We start from the raw sequence: 20,674 nt of genomic DNA, 5'->3' as shown, positions 1-20,674 counted from the left end.
ATAACATTGCAAAATGCTAGATTATTTTTATAAAAATAATGTGATAGCACGGTATTCTTTAATTTTTATACTAAACTCTTCCGAACCTTCTTCCGAAGCACCTTTTTCCAACTCTCTTCCAAACACTCAATCGCGAGCCACGGTTCAATCACATTAGCGTCAAACTTTTCTTTTAAGTTTGCCAGTTGCCATAGCATCTCTAATGTCGCAAACGGATAAGGGCGCTCAACCAAATATACGGGTAAATCAGCGTCTATAATGCCATCACGAACGACTTGGAAGTACCAGCCAGAGATACCTTGTTTGCTGACCCATGCCGCGATATTTGGCACTTTGGTAAACTGTCCGATTTGGTCATTGATTTTGTAGCAGGGGCGTCGCGGTTGAACGATGCGCAGTTGTAAATTATCAACATCATCGGTACTAGTAGCAGTATCACCATATTCAAAGACGTCACCAATGCAAACCGTAGACTCAGTCATTTCCGGTAGATCGTTGACGGCTTCGGTCGTAAGGTTTTCGCCCAATGTACCGACGCGTACTTTTAGGCCAAACTCTGTATTGATTTTTTCATAAGTCGCAGGTGCCAGTTGATGCACCGCTTTTAGCGGGCCACCATGATGTTTGCGATCAGCTTGCTCATCAGTGGTTAATCCCATGAAGTTGACCGCAACAGGCGCTTTGATGGGTGCTTTATCAATGGCACTCAGTTGCTCACGGGTGAATGGCATGGATTTGCCAGCACGCACACAGGTTAGGGTGGCAATATGTAGCGGCAGGTCTTGGTTAAAGTCTGGCTTGCTTTGTGCCGTTGCTGGTAACGTAGATATCATTGGTTCTGTGCTCATAAGCCGCTCTGATGGTTGGTTGTTTTTGAGGCAGTAATGCTGACTGGTTGCTGATATCTTAGCGTAATCCTGAACCATTTTCAGAATATTTACGAGAACATCTCCTAGATACAGAGCTGCTTATTTTTACATAAAAAAAGACCAGAATATAGATTCTGGTCTTTTTGGTAATACGTTTTTCAATTTTACATGAGTATCGTAATCAACACTCTTATTTGTTTTTGTTACGACGACCGGCCGTTTTCTTTTCGCGTGGCACGGCGACTAGCTCAGCCAACTGCTCAGGTGATGACCATAGGCCTTCTAAGTCATAAAACTCACGAGCTTGTGGTGTCATCATATGGACGACAACAGCGCCCAAATCGATCAACGTCCAGTCAGAATCGATACCGCCTTCACGGCCAAGTGGCATAAAGCCCGCTTGCTTAGCTTCAGCACCAACGCTGTCAGCCATTGCGCGTACATGGCGCTTAGAGGTACCGTCAGCGATCACGATGCGCTCCATCACGTCTGTCAAATCTTCTACATTCATTACAGTGATGTTTTTTGCTTTCATATCGTCTAGCGCAGTTTCAACAACGGTTAAGCATTCTTTTAAGCGTTCTTCAGTCATGGTGTTGGTCATAAAATTTAATCTCTTGAATCGTAAATATTAAAATAAATAGGTTAATTGTCAATTTGCCATCTCGCACTGACCAGATAGAGGCAGTGACGTATAGAGATATAATAGGCAAAAAACAAAGATAAGACAATTTTAACGGAATTGAGCAGCAGAATATAGCTGATGGGCAATAATATATTGATAAATAGCAGGATTTAGCCATTTAGCGAATGGATTGGATTCAGTATTGCCAATGATATCATTTATTGACGGGATAGATGTGATTTGCGCTTCGGCTGAAGGCATTATATTTGGTTGATTGCCCAGTTGTTGTAGCTGCTGGCGTATTTGAGTGCTCGATATGGCCGATATAGGACGCGGGTCTATATAAATGCGACCTTGATGAGGATTTTTCAAGACGCCACTGTCTGCTTGAGTTTGCGTGGGTGTGGGTGTGGGTGTGGGTAGCGCGACCAGTTCAGCAGGAGAGTCGGTGGTTTTATTTTGCATTTCAATAGGTAGCTGGGCGTGCAGCTGGGTTTGTAGATTAGCTAACGTCTGCATCGTTGGTTTTTTATCAGCAAGATGGTTGTTAGTGTCAAAAAGGTTGTTATCACTGTCAGAAAAGCCACCACGGTTAAAAACCCAGAGGTCGACATAATCCGTCAGCCTGAGTCCGTCTTTCCATTTATCTAAGCTCCGTGCACTGTCCATCCCCATAATAAATATCAAGCTGTCATGCGGATAGCGCTGCCGTAAGGTGCGGACGCTATCGATAGTATAGACGGGCGGTGCTTGCCACAGCTCCAGCTCATCAATCTGTAGTGGGGTATTAAGTGTTGCGAGCTTTAGCATTGCCAAACGGTGCTTAGGGTTGGTGCTTTCATTTTTAAAAGGCGAGCGGGCATTGGGCAATAAAGACACATGCAGTGCGCGCTGTTGCTGCTTCGCTATTGGCAATAAATGCTGGTAGACGTACATCGCCATTTGCAGATGACCCTTGTGTACGGGATCAAATGAGCCACCCAAGTAGGCACGAATGGCAGGGGCAGGATTTTCTGCAAGGCGGTCATTGGTAAGGTTTGGCATAAATAAGTGGGTCAAATGGCTGATAAGAAAACGTTATGATGGATTAAAAATAGACGATATAGTCGATACTAAATAAAATAGATACACGACATTATAATGCGTGACTGGTACAAATTTTTCTTGCTTGCTGTGCCTACGCAGACAGAGGCTACAAAAAATTTATATCAGTCACACTGTCTCTTTTTTATATTGACCTGACTATAGCGCTATTGTAGTGGGCAACGGAGCATCTGTCATTAAAATCGCAATAAAAAGCCGACCATCATAGTGACAGTCGGCGGTGTTATATACTGCTAATCATTAAACTTTTAATCAGAAAACCGTGTGACGCTTAAATCAAGTCGCTTAAATTAAGTCGCTATGGGCTTGGATAGCAGTTAGCGCGATGGTATAGATAATATCATCGACCAAGGCACCACGTGATAGATCGTTTACTGGTTTGTTCAAGCCTTGTAGCATCGGCCCAACACTGATGACGTTGGCGCTACGTTGTACTGCCTTATAAGTGGTATTGCCCGTATTAAGATCTGGGAAAATAAAGACATTGGCTTGTCCCGCGACAGGTGAGTCCGGTGCTTTTTGCTTGCCGACACTCATGACAGAGGCCGCGTCGTACTGTAGTGGTCCGTCGACTTTTAGGTTTGGCGCACGCTCGCGGACGATTTGAGTCGCACGGGCGACTTTTTCGACATCCGCCCCTGTGCCTGATGAGCCAGTCGAATAGCTGATCATCGCGACTTTTGGATCGATACCAAAAGCAGCGGCAGACTGAGCCGACTGGATAGCAATCTCTGCCAGCTCTTCAGCATTGGGATCAGGGTTGATCGCACAGTCACCGTAGACCACCACTTGCTCAGGCAATAGCATAAAGAAGACTGACGATACTAAGGAATACTGCGGCGCGGTTTTGATTAACTGAAATGCTGGGCGTACCGTATTGGCAGTCGTATGAATCGCACCTGAAACCAGACCGTCGACTTCATCTAACTGAAGCATAATGGTACCCAAGTACACGGTGTCCTTTAGGTATTCGGCAGCGACGTCTTCGGATGTTTTACCCTTGCGGCGCTCAACGATGGCGGCGATATATTTGCTCATGTCGAGGCTGTCAGGGTCGATGATTTCTAGACCTTCAGGCAGCGTCAAATCACGGTTTTTGGCGACTTGCTCGACATCGCTACGCTTGGCAAGCAGTACACAGTTAGCGATGCCACGACTTTGGCAGATGCAGGCAGCTTCTACGGTACGTGGCTCAGAACCTTCTGGTAGCACGATGCGTTTTTTAGCTTGCTGAGATTTTTTGACCAACTGATGGCGAAATGCAGAAGGTGACAAGCGCGGCTCATGATTGCGGCTAAAGTATTCTTTAATCCAGCTTAGATCCAAGTGCGCAGCCACATAACGAGCCACTTCTTCAGCGCGATCAATATCATCGCTTGGAATCTCAGAGCTCATGTGTACAAGGCTCTGTACTGTCTCATAGCTGTCGCTTTCGACACTCATGACAGGGATGCCAGTTTTGAGCGCTGAATGCCAAAGCTCTGTAACCGTCGGGCTGGGTGTGATACCGCCAGTCAATACCAAGCCTGCCAGTGGAATTCCATTGATACAGGCCAATCCAGCGGCCAGCAGCAAGTCATCACGATCACCCGGCACCACGATTAAGGTGCCACGCTTAAAGACTTCATTGACGCGTGACACTGAGCGCGCCGTTAGGCTAATACGGTTGATACGACGTGTTTTGGCTTCCCCAATGTTTAGCCATGTGGCATCAAGCTCTGTAGCAATATCCCATGTACGCGGCACAGATAATGAATCGCTAAAGGGTACAACACCGATAAGGCGAAACGCTTCGGTATTGAACGAAGGCGATAAGCGCTGAACCTCTTGCATAAAGTTCGGGTCCAAGCTGACGACCGCTTCCCCAGGTGCGACAGGTTGATTGTCAAAAGTGTTGGGCACATCTTGCACACGCATCAAAATCACGCCTAACGTACGCGAATCGATGACACCACCGAACTCACGGGCGTGCACATCCAGTTTGTCTGCTAAATAGGCAGGTTTGCTGATGTCAGCGGTACTGACAAATATAATCTTGGCATCCAAAGCATGAGCGATTGCTCGGTTGATTTGTGAGGCATAAGAGGTCTCGGTGGTCGGTACCAAACCTTCGCAGATGACCACATCATAGTCATCGCCGAGCGTATGATAATTGCCGACGACCTCTTCCATTAAATCATCAAGGTTGTCATCGCCGATCATGCGCTCGACGTGCTGACGGCTGATAGATTTGGGTGGCTTTAGACCAAAGGCATGCATGGCCAACGCACTTGAGCTGTCCAAGCTGTGTTGTTTATCAAGGGTGTCATCTTGCAAAAACGGCTTCATAAAGCCCGCTTTTATACCGTTATAGTCAAACGCGCGAATCAATCCAAGCGCAGCCGATGTCACACCGATACCGCGACTGATGGGAACAAGTAAAATGGTTTGCATAAGGTTTCCTACGATTTATTTTGTTTTAGACTTCGATTTATTATTGGCAGCATAAAAAATACTGAGCATTTTATTCTATGTTTTTTATAACCATCAAAAATGATAAACGCTGAGTATAATATCTAAATAGGCTTATACCAAATTCAAGGCCTGACGCGTTTCTTGCGCGATACGGTATTCTTCATCCGTTGGTACGACCCACAGCTCAATACTACTGTCATCTGCATGGAAGCTGCCTTCTTTACCACGGGATAAATCCGCGTTTTTGTCCGCATCTATTTTGATACCAAAATGACGCATCACTGCTAAGATGCTGGCACGCGTGGTCACTGAGTTTTCACCGATACCACCGGTAAAGACGATACCGGTAAACTCCGGTAGCGCACAGCTTAGACTGGCAAGGTATTTACCAGCGCGGTAACAGAACATCTCAATCGCCAGCTGTGCGTCTTTATGACCTTCACTGGCTGCTTGCTCGATAGTACGCAGATCGTTAGACAAGCCTGATATGCCTAGCAGACCACTGTCACTATTGAGCATTTTATCAGTCTCTTCTAAGCTCATACCGAGTTGACGCTTTAGATGCATGTGCAAGCTAGGATCGACATCACCGCTACGCGTACCCATCATCAGACCTTCGAGTGGGGTCAGACCCATACTGGTATCGAGACTCTTGCCATCGTATACGGCAGCCACCGAGCAGCCATTACCGAGATGTGCTGTTAGCCAACCATGTGGCCCTTTAGACTCCGTGATTTGGCTGGTACGCTCTGAGACATAGGCATGAGAGGTGCCATGAAAACCATAACGACGGATTTTGTGTTCTTCGTACAGGTACTTTGGCAGGGCATAACGAAACGCAACGGGCGGCATCGTTTGGTGAAAGGCGGTATCAAACACCACGACTTGCGGCATATCAGGATAAATGGCTTGCACCGCTTCGATACCCAAGGCATTGGCAGGATTGTGTAGTGGTGCCAGTATCTTGAGGCGCTTTACTTCTGCGAGTGCATGATCGTCGACTCGCACCGCCTCAGAGTATTCACGGCCACCATGTACCACGCGATGACCGACCGCGATGAAATGATATTGCTCTAATAGCTCAAGGATTTTTTGTAGCGCCAGCTTATGACGACCACCTGGGATAGAGATTTCGAGTTTTTCGCCATTTAGAGTGGTGTGTTTGATACGGGCAGTATCCAGACCTAAGTTTTCGGCAAGACCAGTAATACGAGTAGAGTTGTCATCACTAATCAATGCGTATTTGATAGAAGAAGAGCCACAATTAAGGACTAAAGTAGGACTGGTCAGGGTTGATGTGTCAGAGTTTTTATCATCAAAAGTGGTGGTCAGGCTGGCGCTCATACTCTATCCTTAGATTATATTTTATAAGTGTTGAATCATTATAGATTAACACGGATTAAATAAACAAAAACCAGCCGTATTTATGCTGACATCCGTCAAACAAAAATAGGGCTGATTTTGGTCATTCTTGCACGGCCATACTTGTCGAGTGTCGATGAGGCGCTTGCTAGCGCGCTCGTCACAGCTGCAAGGTCGGGCTATAATGTAACATATTTTTGTGCCTATACCACGACCATGATAAGGTTTAAGTTCAGTACTGAGCGTGTAATTAATACAACTGTGCACCGAGTATCATTGGAGTGTGATAGCTGCTAAAGCACTAAAACTATGAGCAATATAAATTGTAAGAAAGTTTGTCAAAAAGCTGCCAAATCGCTATTTACTAACTAAAATGGTGCTCTCGTAATAGTTCTAAAAGTAATGTAGTACATCCAAAATAAAGTAACCCCTCAAAATAATACCAACGCTTAATAAATTTTTGAGTGATTCACAATTACTATGAATAGCAACCATGAATAGCAACCATGAATAGCCATTATGAATGGTCATTATTAATAGCCACTATGCGCACAGCTTTATAGAATAATGCTATGATTAAAACCTTGTCATATCCTCCTGTTTTGGTGCTCGATTTTTAATTTGGTTTTTACTAGGGCGTGTCTTCATTTCAAAAATGGTGATAAAAATGAGATAAATTGCCGTCAAACAAGAAAAATAGCGCAGATAATATCGGGATATTAACCAGCTATTTGACGATGTTTGGCAAGATTTAGCCATTTTTAGCCCATTTATATGACTATCGATTGAATTGAAGACAAGCCCTAATACTGCTTGTTTTTAGCGCCTCCACACCATTGCAATGTTAAAGGTCATCTATTCTATGTTTATTAAACCCCATTTCTCCAAGCCTGAGTCTACTAACGTATTGGTTAGCAGTAGCCGCCGTGTCTTCTATACTTTCATTATTGGCAGTACCATGATGTTGGGCTTGTCAGGCTGCGGGCAAAAAGGCGATTTGTATTTAGTAGACTCCAGTAGCCAGACCGTGCAAGAGAGTACCGATAAAATCGACAGTACCAGCAATCCACAAGACGCTGCCTTCGCTAGTGTCGATGATGATGACTATCAAAAAACGCGCTACCTAGAACAGCAGCAAGTATTACCTGAACCGAGTACCGATATTAACGATTATTAATTTTATAGAAAAATTGTTTGTCAAAGAGCTGTTCTGGCTCGTCTCAACCGACAACCTTTACCCTTGATAACCTGATGAAATTAGAGATGTTTATATGAGTCATTCTGAGCAACACGCAGGCGTAACCGATGTTACTATTGGTGAGTCAGTCACCATCCAGACTGAGCAAGGGTTATATATCGACCCTAACGCTTTAACTGCCCACTTACCAGCACTGCACTATCGCGACGACGCTTTATATATGGAGCAAGTTAGTGTCGCAGCGTTGGCCAAGCATTATGGCACGCCTTGTTATGTTTACTCAAAACAGGCGATATTAGACGTCTATCAAGCCTATACGGATAGCTTTTCCAGTCTAAAGCATCAGGTTTGTTATGCGGTTAAGGCCAACTCTAATCTGGCCGTGCTTGGTATTTTGGCAGAGGCAGGTGCTGGGTTTGATATCGTTTCTCGCGGTGAGCTGATGCGTGTACTGGCTGCTGGTGGCGCTGCATCTCGCGTGGTATTCTCAGGCGTTGGCAAAACTTATGGCGACATCGAATACGCACTGACCCAAGGTATTGGTTGCTTTAATGTCGAGTCTATCAGCGAGCTGACCTTAATCAATGAAGTCGCAAAGTCACTTAATAAGCCTGCGCCAATCTCGTTACGCGTCAATCCAAATGTCGATGCAAAGACTCATCCTTACATCTCGACAGGTCTCAAAGACAACAAGTTCGGCATCACTCACGAAGATGCGGCTGCTGTCTACCAACAAGCGGCAGAATTATCGCATATCGATATCGTCGGGATTGATTGTCATATTGGCTCGCAGTTGACTGAGGTTGAGCCATTTGTCGCAGCATTGGATAAAATTATTGAACTGGTGCATAGCCTGCGCGACAAAGGTATCGAGCTACGCCATATCGATTTGGGCGGTGGTCTGGGTGTGCGTTATATTGATGAAACGCCCGTGTCTATCGATGAGTTTGCCGAGGCGTTATTGCCTAAATTAAGCGCGCTTGGCCTGACGGTATTCTTTGAGCCGGGTCGTAGTATTGTGGCCAATGCCGGTATCTTATTGACCACAGTGGACGTATTAAAGCCAACCGAGCATAAGAATTTTGCCATTGTTGATGCCGCGATGAACGATTTGATTCGTCCAGCTTTATACCAAGCTGAAATGGCCGTGATTCCTGAAATGTTACCACAGAATGGTCTAGACACTGACGGTACGCAGCCATGGGATATCGTTGGTGCTATCTGTGAGACAGGGGATTTCTTAGCGAAAGACCGTTTGTTGTCGCTTGCTACAGGTGATGTTTTAGCGATAACGGGTGCTGGTGCTTATGGCTTTACCATGAGTAGCAATTATAATTCGCGTCCGCGTGCTAGTGAGGTCATGGTAGCCGATGATCGCCATCAGCTGATTCGCAAACGCGAAACCATTGAAGCGTTATATGCAGACGAAACGCTGTGGCAAGCCGAGTAGTAGTATTTCCATGACATTTGAATATAAAAAAACCCACTATCGTACTGATAGTGGGTTTTTTTATGACAGAGCTTTATCAAGATATTGGTTTTAAAGGATAAATATAACTTAGTATTTGATGGCGGTGATAATTATGATTGTATCTGACAGCGTGCTAATATAACACATACATAAAAATAGGATAGGACTCAAGGATATGCTCATAGAATTTACAAAAATGCATGGTCTGGGCAATGATTTTATGGTCATCGATTTGGTGACCCAGCGCTTAGAATTAACCAAGGATTTGGTGCAGTTGTTGGGTGATCGTCATTTGGGCATTGGCTTCGATCAATTGCTCGTGGTTGAACCGCCCATGCGCCCTGATGTCGATTTTGGTTATCGTATTTTTAATACTGATGGCACCGAGGTCGAGCAGTGTGGCAATGGCGCACGTTGTTTTGCGCGTTTTGTACAAGCACGTAAACTGTCATTTAAGCAGCGTCTGCGTGTTGAGACAGCGAGCGGTATTATTTCTTTGACCACTGATCGTTATGGTTGGGTAGAAGTCGATATGGGCAAGCCGAAATTTGAGCCAAACGAGATTCCATTTACCCCAAGAGCCACCACCAAGATCCAAAACGCTTACCACCTAGACGTTAATGGGACGCCTGTGCAGCTCTATGTTGCCAATATGGGCAACCCGCATGCCGTTATAAAAGTCGACAACGTACTCGATGCCGATGTTGAAACATTAGGCAAAGCCATTGAGTCACATCCGGCATTCCCCGATCGTGTCAATGTCGGCTTCATGCAAGTGATGAACCAGCGTCATATTCGTCTACGTGTCTATGAACGCGGTGTCGGCGAGACCCAAGCTTGTGGTACTGGCGCATGTGCGGCAGTGGCGGTCGGTATCCGTGAAGGCTGGCTCGATGAAGGCGAAGATGTGCGCGCACAGCTCTATGGCGGTAGCATGATTATCAAATGGCAGCCGGGCTATTCGGTCATGATGACGGGGCCAACGGCATTTGTTTATGAGGGCGTATTTAGCCCAGATGGTCTGATGGCGCAAGCGGGCATCAAGCCCAGTGCTGATAGCTGATAGACAATGACGACAGCGCCTACAGCACCTACAGTAGATTCGAAGTCAAAATCATGGCTATCCGCTGAGCTGGCCGCCACTATCGAGTCAGATGCTGCATTACGAGAGCTGCTCGCACCAGTACATCGTTGGCTGAACACTTTGTCAGTGCGCAATCATTCACCTCATACATTGACCGCTTATTTTGCGGGACTGAACCAACTGGCGCTGTTTTTACGCGGCAAGCGCTTGACGTGGACGCGCTGTGATAAGCGTCAACTTGCCCAGCATATCAGCCAACGACTCGATGAAGATAAGCTGGCACTTGCTAGTGTCCAGCAAGAGCTGTCCGCCATCCGCCATTTTTATGGGTGGTTGATCGAGGAGGATTTGGCACGCATCAATCCAACGACTGGCTATCAGCTTAAGCGCAGTCCTCGACCACTACCATCGATCGCTGACGTGGATTTACTGACGCAACTACTGGATCAAGAAATCCCTGATACGCCGGAGCAAGCGCGCTTATGGTTGCGTGATAAAGCGATGTTTGAACTGCTTTATAGCAGCGGTCTGCGTGTCGGCGAGTTGGTCGCGCTCGATATGGCAGATGTGGATTTGTCTGATTTGCGGGTACGAGTGACAGGTAAAGGCAATAAGACGCGCCTAGTACCATTTGGCGTCAAAGCAGCAGAAGCGATTACGCGCTATCTACCGCATCGTAATCTGTGGGTAGAGCAGATGGACACCGCGTTATTTATCAGTGAAAAATTGGGCACACGCTTGTCAACGCGAGCAGTGCAACAACGTCTAAAAGTCGCGGCAACGCGGGCAGGCATTGCGCAAAATATGTATCCGCATCTATTACGCCATTGCTTTGCCTCGCACATGCTGTCGGGCAGCGGCGACTTGCGGGCGGTACAAGAGATGCTTGGGCATAGCGACATTAGCACCACACAAATTTATACCCATGTGGATTTTGCTAAGCTTACGCAAGTCTATGATCGCGCCCATCCGCGCGCGACTCATGCGCAGAATAATAAAGACTCAACGTAAAGTTTAAAGACTGACATTCAAACCCTAAAGCAGCTTATGTAAACAAACCAGCGCTATCCTTAAGCCAAACGATGGCAGTCAAAGATAGGCATCTTTTGCCGACCTTGCGCTTGAGCAGACTTATCAAAAGTTGCCAAGACTATTTCATAATTTTGCTGTTCTTGAACAACAGCTTCTTTGCCCATAGACTGCTTACTCAGTGCACTATCATCATAGCTATTTATAATAGTGCCATCAAAAGCGGTGATGGCGGTATGTCCCCACGTCTGCCGTGTATTCCCATTTTTGTAGAGATGGTCACCGCCTTGTGCTGCGCCAATGACCATACATTGACTGTCTAGCGCCCGCGCGCGTAGCAACAGCGACCAGTGTGCTTGCCCCGTCAAATAAGTAAAGGCTGACGGCGCGCTCAATATGTCAGCACCCGCTTGCCGCAAACGCTGCGCCAAGGCAGGGAAACGCAAATCAAAACAAACCATCATCCCCAGTTGATAAACGGCATCATTTACCTCAATCGGTGCGATGACGGTTTGTGTACCCGGCTCAAACGTAGCGGCTTCATTATAGTTGCCTTGCTTATCTGCCACCGTCGCTGTGAATAAATGAATTTTGTCGTAGCGTGCTACCCGTTTACCATCAGGGGCAAACAGCTGGCTGACTTGACGCAATCTACCATCAGGTACTACCATGCCGTCTGGGCGATAAACACAGGGCAGGGAGCCGACCAGCACATAAATACCGTAGGTACGAGCGTAATCCGCCAACGTCGCTGATAGTACATCAAATTGCTCAGCAGTGGCAAGCTGCTCACCCATGCTGCAGCAGTTTTCTGGTAACACAACCAGCTGAGCACCTTGGGCGCGGGCATCAATGATGGCGGCTTTTATATCTGCTAAGTTGTTATCCGTGTTTTGCTGACTGTTCATTTGGATCGCAGCAATGGTAAATTGCGTATTATTTATAGGACTATTCATAGTTTGCTCCTCAGTTATTCTTGAGCTGACAAGGCGTTTATCTCATCTTTCTCATCATAATAAGTTTGTCATTATTAACAGGTTATATGTGCTGAAATCTTGATTCATTTAGGCAGTAAAATCTGTATCTCGGTATTTTTATAAGAAAGGTATTAAAAGCTCGTGCGCATAGGGTATAAATTATCATAGCAAAATTGTGGCAAAAAATGCTATCGTCATGACCTGATAATTTGAACTCACGACCTTAATCAGCATAATGTATAGTCGGTTCAATATAATTTAGATACAAAGCAGGCGATTGAAAGTGCTACAAACAGTAGACTAAGCAAGCCCAACGCCGTATCTGATTTATACAGGATTAACTACAGACTATATCACCACGATTGGAGTGTAATAAGCTACCTATGAGTATGTCGTTCGGATTGGCGACCACGTTAAGTACGTCACAAAAGCTCACCCCGCAAATGCAGCAAGCCATTAAATTGTTGCAGCTCTCTAGTCTTGAGCTCGCACAAGAGGTTCAGGCCAAGCTGGATAGTAATCCACTGCTTGAACGTATCGAGGATGAAGAAGACGAATACGAGAGCAGTAACGATACGATGGTGGATGATTTTAGCGAGCCATTAACCCTCGATACTTGGAACCAAGCTGCTGGCGCTGATTCATTTACCGCGTCATCTACTACTTCCAGCTATGACGATGATAGTACGGGCGATTATAGTGATGGTTCAGCGGATAGCTTCGATAAACTACAGCAGTCAGGTATCGATGAGGGTGCGACAGATTATCAAGCGTTAGACAGTGATGACGATAGTCGCTTTGATACTGACCGTTTTGATGCCAGTCATTTTAGTGCTGGGAGTGCTTCTAGTGCTTTAGCAAAATCAGATTATGATGAGTTTGATCGCTATCAAGGTGCTACCTGCGCCACGATACAGGATCATGTGCGTTGGCAGCTTAACTTTAAGCGTCTCTCAGAGACGGACATGCTGATTGCAGAATATCTGATGGACTCGATGGATGATATGGGCTTTGTGCGCCTTGATATTGATGAGCTGTTACAAAGCTTTGAGACCATGGCGAGCTTTTATCAATGGGAGGAGCGCGTTGAGCATGATGAGGTCATGGCAGTACTGCGCGTTATTCAATCGTGCGATCCATTGGGCGTCGGTGCGCGCAATCTGAGTGAGTGTCTAGCGATTCAGCTGGTCAAGCTCGATGCTGATACTGACTATCTCAAAGAGGCGCAAGCGTTACTATCCGCCAGTGAGCATTTAGTCAGTAATAATATCAAAGCGCTGACTGAACGGACAGGGTTGGCACCTGAGCACATTACCCCTGCGCTTAACTTACTGCGCGGCTTAAACCCTTCGCCAGGTTTGCTGTTTCAAAGTAATCAGCCAGATTACGCTCAACCGCCTGCCAGTTATGACATCCCTGATGTGCTGGTTACGCCTATCCGTCGCCACAATACTCAGAACACCAATAATAGCAACAGAGCCAATGCTACTGCACAAATAGATGGCTGGCAGGTACGGCTGAACCCTGAGACATTACCAAAACTACGGGTCAATCAAGAATATGCCAATTTGGTCAAACGTGGCGATGACAGCCCTGATAATCAATATTTGCGTGAAAATCTCACCGATGCGCGGCTGTTTATTCGTAGTATCGAAGAGCGCAATCAAAACCTGTTAAAGGTAGCGACCAGTATCGTGCGCTATCAGCAAGAGTTTTTGCAGCACGGCGCGACGGCCATGCAACCGCTTATCTTAAAAGTCATCGCTGAAGAGGTTGATTTGCACGAATCGACCGTCTCGCGTTTGACCACTAGCAAAAGCATTTTGACACCGCAAGGCTTGTTTTCACTCAAGCATTTCTTCTCATCGCATGTCAGTAGTAGCGATGGCGACATCTCCTCGACGGCTATCAGCGCGATGATTAAGAAGCTGATAGCGGATGAAGACCCCAAAAAACCGCTGTCTGACAATCGCATAAAAGATCAGCTGCTTTCTGAAGGTATTGATATTGCTCGCCGAACGGTGGCCAAATATCGTGAAGCGATGAATATTGGCTCATCTGCCCAACGCAAACAAAAATATTAATTGTCATAATTCAATGACTTATCCTAAAAGTCAGGAAAATTTCAATATACCTTATTATAAATATAAAAAATAAAATTTTTTGATTATATAGAACCCTGAAAGAAACAACAGTTTTTATTACATTTAATTACAATTTACTGTCTTGCTACTATCAGGTTTTCATGACAAATTAGAGTCATACCAAGGACAAAAACGACGTAAAATTTTTTTTGGTAAAAAAATGGCGATACTAAATTGGCAATACAAGGATACGTCAACTTTTACCGAAAATTTCGTAGCGGTCGTTGGTAAGGCAAGATGAAAAGGGTAGGAATGCCACTTCATCTGTTGATTGTAAGTCATAAATAAAAGGACAATAATATGAATGTTTCTATCAGTGGTCACCATATCAGTGTTACCGATGCAATGGACAAAGCGGTTCGCGAAAAACTTGAAAAAGTAGAGCGTCACTTCGATCAGATACAAAGTATTAAAGTGATCTTATCGCTAGACAATAGCGGCGCAAGTGATGGTGGTAAAAAGAGCCATAAAGCCGAAGCGATTATGCGAGTCTCAGGTCAAGAAATGTTTGTCCAAGCGCTTGAGGATGATATGTATAAAGCCATTAATGAGATGGCAGACAAGCTTGATAGACAAGTACGTAAGTATAAAACCCGTCAAGAGCGTAAAAAGACTCAGGGTGCAGGGCGTGACGGACGCTATGAAGATCTCAGTACCGCTGATGTAGCGCCAGCCGTTTAGTTTTATTATGATTGATGCTCAATATATAGTGGCTAATAAACCCATAAATAGTATAGTCATTCCACTATAAAAGTATTACAGCGTTAACCTCGCTTGAAGTATCACATATACATCTACACTCGGTTGCCTTGTACTACTTTTAAATTGAATCGACTATATGAATAAATAATATAAATAGCCCATTGATTGAGTAACGACGTAATAAGCAATAAAAAAGACCTCAAACGTATCTAACGTTGAGGTCTTTTTATTGCTTATCATCCCGTCATCATTTAACGAAAGAGAGGATGTTATTAATAAGTTTTTGCTTGTCGTAGCTACTGATGTTGCTCAATTATTATTTTGGAGGTCGCTATCCAATGAACAACTAGCCGCCACCAACTGCTTGTACCACTTCAATATTCATCCCCTCAGTGATACGTAGCTGACCAAGTTCACTCTTTGGGATCAGATCTCCATCGACTTCAACCGCATAGCGACCTTCGCTAAGTCCTAGCTCATTGATAACCAATTGAACGGTCTGATGGGTGGTCTGTAGATGTTTACCATTAACGCTAATGGTACTCATAAAATGTACTCCTTAATTGTTAAAATTCCTTTTTTTACCATATCGTTCAGTCACATCATTATTATCTATCTTTCTCGCAGCTGTTAATCACTTTACTGTAGTCAGTGAAAAGTAATATCGAACCATCACTCATTGCTGATATCAATTTTTCTTGCTTGCTGTGCCTACGCAGACAGAGGCTACAAAAAATTGATATCAGCAGTACCGTCGCGTTTTTAGGATATTTTGACTATATTTAGCTGGCTACCTTGCTCAAGCGGAACGCTGAGACAGCAAACCACAGCCAACCTGCAATCATCAAAACACCTCCAATAGGTGTGATTGCACCAAACCAACGCGGTGCGCCCAATGTCATCGCATATAGGCTACCAGCAAATATAATGACGCCAACTTGTAGCAACCATGCACTCGTCTGAGTCGTATAATTTAGACGGACAAGTATACCGACCAGCAATAAACCGAGGGCATGGATAAACCAATAGAGTGTTGCCGTATGCCACCACTCAAGCTGCTGAGTGCTGACCATACCTTTGAGGCCATGTGCCCCAAACGCGCCTAAGCCAACAGCAATGGCCATATTGATCGCTGCAATACCTATCCAATTTACCATGCGAAAACTCGTATTATTATTCAAGCCTGTCAATAGCGCAGCGGTAATAGCGCATAGGAAATGATTTACTGAATGTCATTGGGTAAAATGACACTATCGATAGTCATCGCCTCACGGATTTTATCCATAGCATTTTTTTCGATTTGGCGTACGCGCTCAGCCGAGATAGAGTAAACCGCTGCCAATTCGTGCAAGGTTGATTTTTGCTCAGACAGCCAGCGTTGCTCAACGATATCGCGTGAACGATCATCGAGGGTATCCATCGCTGCAATCAATGCCGATGAGTTGTTTTCTTCCCAATCTGATTCTTCCACCATCTCAGCAGGATCGATGCCGTCTTCTAAAAACAGCTGCGGCGCATAACGGCCATCGTCATCATCGCTAGATTGCGCTTCAAAAGAGGCGTCATAAGAGGTGAGACGGGATTCCATCTCAAGCACTTGTTTACGCGTGACATTTAAGTCATTGGCGATGGCATCTGCTTCTTCAAGGGTGAGTTGGTTATTGGTCTTTTTAAGACTGCGTAAGTTAAAGAAAAGCTTACGATGCGCCTTGGTGGTCGCGACTTTTACAATGCGCCAGTTACGAATCACAAATTCGTGAATTTCCGCTTTGATCCAATGCACTGCAAAAGAAACCAAACGCACGCCTTTATTCGGATCAAAACGCTTGACGGCTTTCATTAACCCCAAGTTGCCTTCTTGAATGAGATCCGCTTGTGGTAAACCATAGCCTGAATAACTGCGCGCGATGTGAATCACAAAGCGCAAATGCGACATAACGAGCAAGCGTGCTGCTTCTACGTCGCCTTCATCATAATAGCGATGGGCAAGCTCTTGCTCTTGCGTCGGGGTTAAAATAGGGATTTGATGCACAGTATTGATATACGCGCCCAGATTGACCCCAGGCGCTGACAGATGCGTCGGCATCGCTGGCACTAAGTCACGAGTGCTCGTATCTTCAAATGCACTAGCATCATAAGGTGGACGCGCAGCAGCAGCTTTTAGGGCTGCATCGCGCGCTTCGTTTTTTTCAGGCGCTGCGCCATCTTTTTTACGTGTTTTCGCAGCATCATTAGCGGTAGTAGCCATATTCTTGACCTTGGTTAAATAAACAAACAGTCAGATAAAAATCTTTATTGTTGTAATTGTAAAGGATAGCGACGCTTAGTTGCTATCAGTTTTGGTAATGATGAAGTGATATATTGTATCGAAACGCTGTGATGTAGCGCCATCAACCAGTACTTTGTCGGTCATTTCGCTCATCGTTAATCCCAAACTAGGCGTCGTTTTAGCTTGCTGGCTTTGCTGACAAAAAGCGGTGATATCCGCTTTCGAGTTAGGGTCGGTTGCCACAACATATAACGACTCGCCAGCTGCTACATCGCGTAGTGCCACTTTGGTTTTTAACAGCGGCATCGGGCAGGCAAGTCCACGCCCGTCTATCCAACTTTTTATATTGAGGATCAGTTGAGCGGAGCCTGTCGTGCCATCCAACTCCATATTACCCATATGACCAGTAGGCAATAAGTCTAATAACTCTTTAATAACATGCTGCTGCGTATCAGGCAAACTTGCTGACAAACAAACAGAGTAAGACCCTTGTGCGGTAATTAACTGACTGTCAGCAGACATAAAAGACCTTGAGATATTAAAACTTGAGTTGGTAGCCGTAGAGAATTTAATCGACCATATTTATTAATATTAACTTATCAATATGTTGGGTCTATTAAGTAAACGGCACTAGTGTGGACATTTTGCCACCATTCGTTATTATAGCAAATTGCCGCGATGCAGTTGCAGTTGAATATAGTCATCGTAATGTTTGGCTCACTAGAATGACTACTCAAGGCTGACAGCTAAAAATGCTATCAACAATCAAACCAAAAATTGACCATCAATAATTACATTGCCATGTTGCACAATAGTGACGCACAGCCGAGTTATTGGTAGCTAAATACAGACTAGAATTGACCTTGTATAAACAAGCTCGTATAGTCAAAATTACGTTATTATCAAGCGGGTAAGATGCGCATCTGTATCATTCTAATAAACAGTCACTGCTTGGTATAGTCAATCCTCTATAAATTGGATACGGTGTCAAGCTTGCTTAGTCTACTACTTGTAGTACTTTCACTCGCCTTCCTTGTATCCAAATTATACTGAACCGACTATAGACAAGGCAGCAATATATTGAATGAGTGCGCCATCGTTAAGGATATACAGAAAATGATATTGTTTGTATCCAAACAAAAAACAGGTCGTTTGCTTATGCCTCATGCAATAAAACTAGGGCTATCGGCTGTATTATTGGCTCTGACAACTGGCGCCAATAGTAGCGAAAATTCTGCTGCGCCATTTGCCTATAACTCATGGCAAACACCAGCGGCAGAAGCGCTAGATTTACCCAACTTACGCGGGCAAGGACTGAGCTTCGCGGAACAGTATCAAAATAAGCTGCTTGGCGAGTGGTCATTACAACGTATCAATGGTCGCGCAAAAATGGAGCATGATCCTTGGGTGCAAGAAACGGTTAAAGAAATGACGTGGCGGCTCAATGCACAAGCGCGTGAGCAAGCGCCCTTGGGCTTGGTGATCATCGACAATCCCAGTATTAATGCTTTTGCAGTGCCAGGCGGCGTCATTGGCATCAATACAGGGACGATACTGGCTGCGAGTAGTATGGATGAATTGGCTAGTGTCGTCGCTCATGAAGTGGCGCACATTAGCCAACGCCATTATGAGAGTGGCGTTGATGAACGTAAGAAAGCCTTGCTGATGCAAATAGGCGGTATGCTGGCCGCGATTGCCGCATCAGCGGTCGATGGTGATGCCACAGCAGCAGTACTGATGGGCAGCCAAACAGCACTAATGAATAGCAGCATGGCTTTTAGTCGTAACAACGAACGCGAGGCCGATCGGGTAGGGATGCAAATTATGACCCAAGCTGGGTATGACCCACGCGCGATGCCTAGATTCTTTGCCACGATGAATCAAAAAAGCCAACTTAATCAGACAGCCAATCTGTTTTTGCCCAGTTTTGTACGTTCGCATCCCTTAAGCAATGAACGTTTGAGCGAATCACAGAGCCGCGCCCAGCAGTATCCCGCCATGTCATTAAGCCAGCAGCAGCGTCATCAAGTGCAGTTTGATTTGCTTTATTGGCGCGTCCAAAGTACAGGTAAGCATGCATCTGAGACCACACTGACAGCGGCTGCCAAAAACAGCTTAGGAGCCAAATTGGCGTTGATGACTTGGTATAGCGAGCAACAACGCTTTACTGATGCCAATGACATATTGGCGGAACTTGTCGTGTTACCAGCGGTGCAGCGCCAGTCATTAGAGCCATTGTTGTCGATTACGCATAGCCAAATGCTGAGCGAACAAGGCAAATGGCAGCAAGCCGCCGAAGTATTAGAGCGTCAGCAGCGTGTTTACCCTGAGCGTCGTGATTTGCGCTTGTATTTAGCCGAAGCGTTGACGAACAGTAATCAGCCGACCAAAGCACAAGCCCTGTTAAAGCCTTTGACCCAGCAGCAACCAAGCGATCGTTATGCATGGCAAAGCTTACAACTTGCCAATGAGAAAATTGCCAAAACGACTGACTCCCCGCAGTTAGCCAACATCGCGACAATCAACGCATTGCGCTATCGCAGCCATGATCAGCTCTGGAACGGGCGCTATGAAAGTGCGCTTACTTCCTTAACGCAGGCCAAACGATTGGCTGAAAGCATGCAAACGACCGCGCAAGCAAATAGTGCGCGTCCGCTTTTGGCGAGCATCAATGCAGAAATCAAAGACGTAAAAACCGCCAAAGACTTTAAGCCTTAGGCGGTTGTGTTTATCTGTTCATCATTTACAGCTACGGCACATCAGTCTCAAGCAACGATGTTGACCATAAAAAATATTAACCTTGCAAAGCTTCTTTTACCAGCTTAGAGATGAGCGCAGGGTCAGCACGACCAGCGGTTTTGTTCTTTAGCACGCCCATCACACTACCCATATCACGCATAGAAGTAGCACCTTGCGTGGCAATCTCGGCATTTACCAATGCCATGATCTCGTCTTGATTCATTTGTTGTGGCATGAACTCATTGATGATATCGATCTCGAACTGCTCTTTGGTTGCCAAGTCATCACGGTCGTTTTCGGTAAAGATGCCAAGCGATTCTTGACGTTGTTTAAGCTGCTTTTGTAGAACTTCTAGTACGCCTGCATCATCGAGCACTATTTGACGATCAAGTTCAATTTGCTTGATGACTGATTGTACGTTACGTAATACCTTAACGCGCTCAAGCTCACGAGCTTTCATGGAAACTTTGATATTGTCTGATAAAGTCTGTTTAAGTTGGCTCACTGCTATCATCCTTATTTATCTGTTAAATGCTATTTGTCATATGCTGTCTGTTAGGTTTTTAGAGCAAAACCTGCTGATCGGGGCTTTAATAAAAAAGTGGCTTTAATAAAAAAAGTGGCTTTGATAAAAAATGTATCAGCAG

The 20,674-nt window shown here is 45.2% G+C and carries 18 protein-coding genes; 7 read left to right on the top strand and 11 right to left on the bottom strand.

Going from position 1 to position 20,674, the window contains the following annotated elements; all coding sequences use genetic code 11:
* Nucleotides 1-65: 65 nt before the first annotated feature.
* The 5 genes from RH96_RS00505 to RH96_RS00485 all read right to left on the bottom strand — a co-directional run bounded on the left by RH96_RS00505 (nucleotide 66) and on the right by RH96_RS00485 (nucleotide 6,396).
* Nucleotides 66-833 carry an MOSC domain-containing protein gene (locus tag RH96_RS00505; RefSeq protein WP_010195957.1) on the bottom strand — a complete coding sequence of 256 codons (768 nt, stop codon included), beginning with the start codon at nucleotides 831-833 and terminating at the stop codon, nucleotides 66-68.
* Nucleotides 834-1,059: 226 nt separating this feature from the next.
* The gene (rsfS, locus tag RH96_RS00500) at nucleotides 1,060-1,473 is read right to left on the bottom strand and encodes a ribosome silencing factor (protein ID WP_010195955.1); all 414 of its coding nucleotides are present in this window, start codon (nucleotides 1,471-1,473) and stop codon (nucleotides 1,060-1,062) included.
* A 129-nt stretch (nucleotides 1,474-1,602) separates the two neighbouring features.
* Complete coding sequence (locus RH96_RS00495) at nucleotides 1,603-2,538, bottom strand: nicotinate-nicotinamide nucleotide adenylyltransferase (protein ID WP_010195953.1); 936 nt, start codon at nucleotides 2,536-2,538, stop codon at nucleotides 1,603-1,605.
* Between the two features lie 345 nt (nucleotides 2,539-2,883).
* Nucleotides 2,884-5,031: a phosphate acetyltransferase gene (gene pta, locus RH96_RS00490; protein ID WP_010195951.1), complete on the bottom strand. Its 2,148-nt coding sequence runs from the start codon at nucleotides 5,029-5,031 to the stop codon at nucleotides 2,884-2,886.
* A 132-nt stretch (nucleotides 5,032-5,163) separates the two neighbouring features.
* On the bottom strand, nucleotides 5,164-6,396 hold the full coding sequence (locus RH96_RS00485) for an acetate/propionate family kinase (protein WP_010195949.1): 1,233 nt from the start codon (nucleotides 6,394-6,396) through the stop codon (nucleotides 5,164-5,166).
* An 880-nt stretch (nucleotides 6,397-7,276) separates the two neighbouring features.
* Between RH96_RS00485 and lptM the strand changes: the two genes are divergently transcribed.
* From lptM to RH96_RS00465, 4 genes are all read left to right on the top strand, one after another.
* Complete coding sequence (lptM, locus tag RH96_RS00480) at nucleotides 7,277-7,591, top strand: LPS translocon maturation chaperone LptM (RefSeq protein WP_010195946.1); 315 nt, start codon at nucleotides 7,277-7,279, stop codon at nucleotides 7,589-7,591.
* A 94-nt stretch (nucleotides 7,592-7,685) separates the two neighbouring features.
* The gene (gene lysA, locus RH96_RS00475) at nucleotides 7,686-9,062 is read left to right on the top strand and encodes a diaminopimelate decarboxylase (RefSeq protein WP_010195944.1); all 1,377 of its coding nucleotides are present in this window, start codon (nucleotides 7,686-7,688) and stop codon (nucleotides 9,060-9,062) included.
* 196 nt (nucleotides 9,063-9,258) lie between these two features.
* A complete protein-coding gene (dapF, locus tag RH96_RS00470; protein WP_010195942.1) occupies nucleotides 9,259-10,146 on the top strand; it encodes a diaminopimelate epimerase in 888 nt (295 codons plus the stop codon).
* Between the two features lie 6 nt (nucleotides 10,147-10,152).
* Complete coding sequence (locus RH96_RS00465) at nucleotides 10,153-11,178, top strand: tyrosine recombinase XerC (protein WP_010195939.1); 1,026 nt, start codon at nucleotides 10,153-10,155, stop codon at nucleotides 11,176-11,178.
* A 59-nt stretch (nucleotides 11,179-11,237) separates the two neighbouring features.
* On the opposite strand, the gene RH96_RS00460 is transcribed toward RH96_RS00465, so the two are convergent.
* Entirely contained in the window at nucleotides 11,238-12,152 is a 915-nt protein-coding gene (locus tag RH96_RS00460) for a nitrilase-related carbon-nitrogen hydrolase (protein WP_010195936.1), read from the bottom strand.
* Between the two features lie 404 nt (nucleotides 12,153-12,556).
* Between RH96_RS00460 and rpoN the strand changes: the two genes are divergently transcribed.
* Entirely contained in the window at nucleotides 12,557-14,257 is a 1,701-nt protein-coding gene (gene rpoN / locus RH96_RS00455; protein WP_010195934.1) for an RNA polymerase factor sigma-54, read from the top strand.
* Nucleotides 14,258-14,617: 360 nt separating this feature from the next.
* Nucleotides 14,618-14,998 carry a ribosome hibernation-promoting factor, HPF/YfiA family gene (hpf, locus tag RH96_RS00450; protein ID WP_010195932.1) on the top strand — a complete coding sequence of 127 codons (381 nt, stop codon included), beginning with the start codon at nucleotides 14,618-14,620 and terminating at the stop codon, nucleotides 14,996-14,998.
* A gap of 367 nt (nucleotides 14,999-15,365) precedes the next feature.
* On the opposite strand, the gene thiS is transcribed toward hpf, so the two are convergent.
* The 4 genes from thiS to RH96_RS00430 form a co-directional block, all read right to left on the bottom strand.
* Nucleotides 15,366-15,566 (bottom strand): sulfur carrier protein ThiS, encoded by a 201-nt coding sequence (gene thiS / locus RH96_RS00445; protein WP_010195929.1) that lies wholly within the window; start codon nucleotides 15,564-15,566, stop codon nucleotides 15,366-15,368.
* A 235-nt stretch (nucleotides 15,567-15,801) separates the two neighbouring features.
* The gene (locus RH96_RS00440) at nucleotides 15,802-16,176 is read right to left on the bottom strand and encodes a DUF423 domain-containing protein (protein ID WP_010195922.1); all 375 of its coding nucleotides are present in this window, start codon (nucleotides 16,174-16,176) and stop codon (nucleotides 15,802-15,804) included.
* 65 nt (nucleotides 16,177-16,241) lie between these two features.
* The gene (gene rpoH, locus RH96_RS00435; protein WP_201574459.1) at nucleotides 16,242-17,105 is read right to left on the bottom strand and encodes an RNA polymerase sigma factor RpoH; all 864 of its coding nucleotides are present in this window, start codon (nucleotides 17,103-17,105) and stop codon (nucleotides 16,242-16,244) included.
* A gap of 237 nt (nucleotides 17,106-17,342) precedes the next feature.
* Nucleotides 17,343-17,810: a sulfurtransferase TusA family protein gene (locus RH96_RS00430; RefSeq protein ID WP_010195916.1), complete on the bottom strand. Its 468-nt coding sequence runs from the start codon at nucleotides 17,808-17,810 to the stop codon at nucleotides 17,343-17,345.
* 636 nt (nucleotides 17,811-18,446) lie between these two features.
* On the opposite strand from RH96_RS00430, the gene RH96_RS00425 reads away from it, so the two are divergent.
* A complete protein-coding gene (locus RH96_RS00425) occupies nucleotides 18,447-20,006 on the top strand; it encodes a M48 family metalloprotease (protein ID WP_037032880.1) in 1,560 nt (519 codons plus the stop codon).
* A 76-nt stretch (nucleotides 20,007-20,082) separates the two neighbouring features.
* Here the strand turns inward: RH96_RS00425 and RH96_RS00420 are convergent, their stop codons facing one another.
* Nucleotides 20,083-20,532, bottom strand: coding sequence for a GatB/YqeY domain-containing protein (locus RH96_RS00420; RefSeq protein WP_010195911.1), 450 nt, complete (start codon nucleotides 20,530-20,532; stop codon nucleotides 20,083-20,085).
* Nucleotides 20,533-20,674 lie beyond the last annotated feature (142 nt).

Source organism: Psychrobacter sp. PAMC 21119, assembly GCF_000247495.1.
Lineage (GTDB): Bacteria > Pseudomonadota > Gammaproteobacteria > Pseudomonadales > Moraxellaceae > Psychrobacter > Psychrobacter glaciei.
Note: the sequence above shows the minus strand (reverse complement) of the source record. Positions and strands in the feature narration are given on the sequence as shown.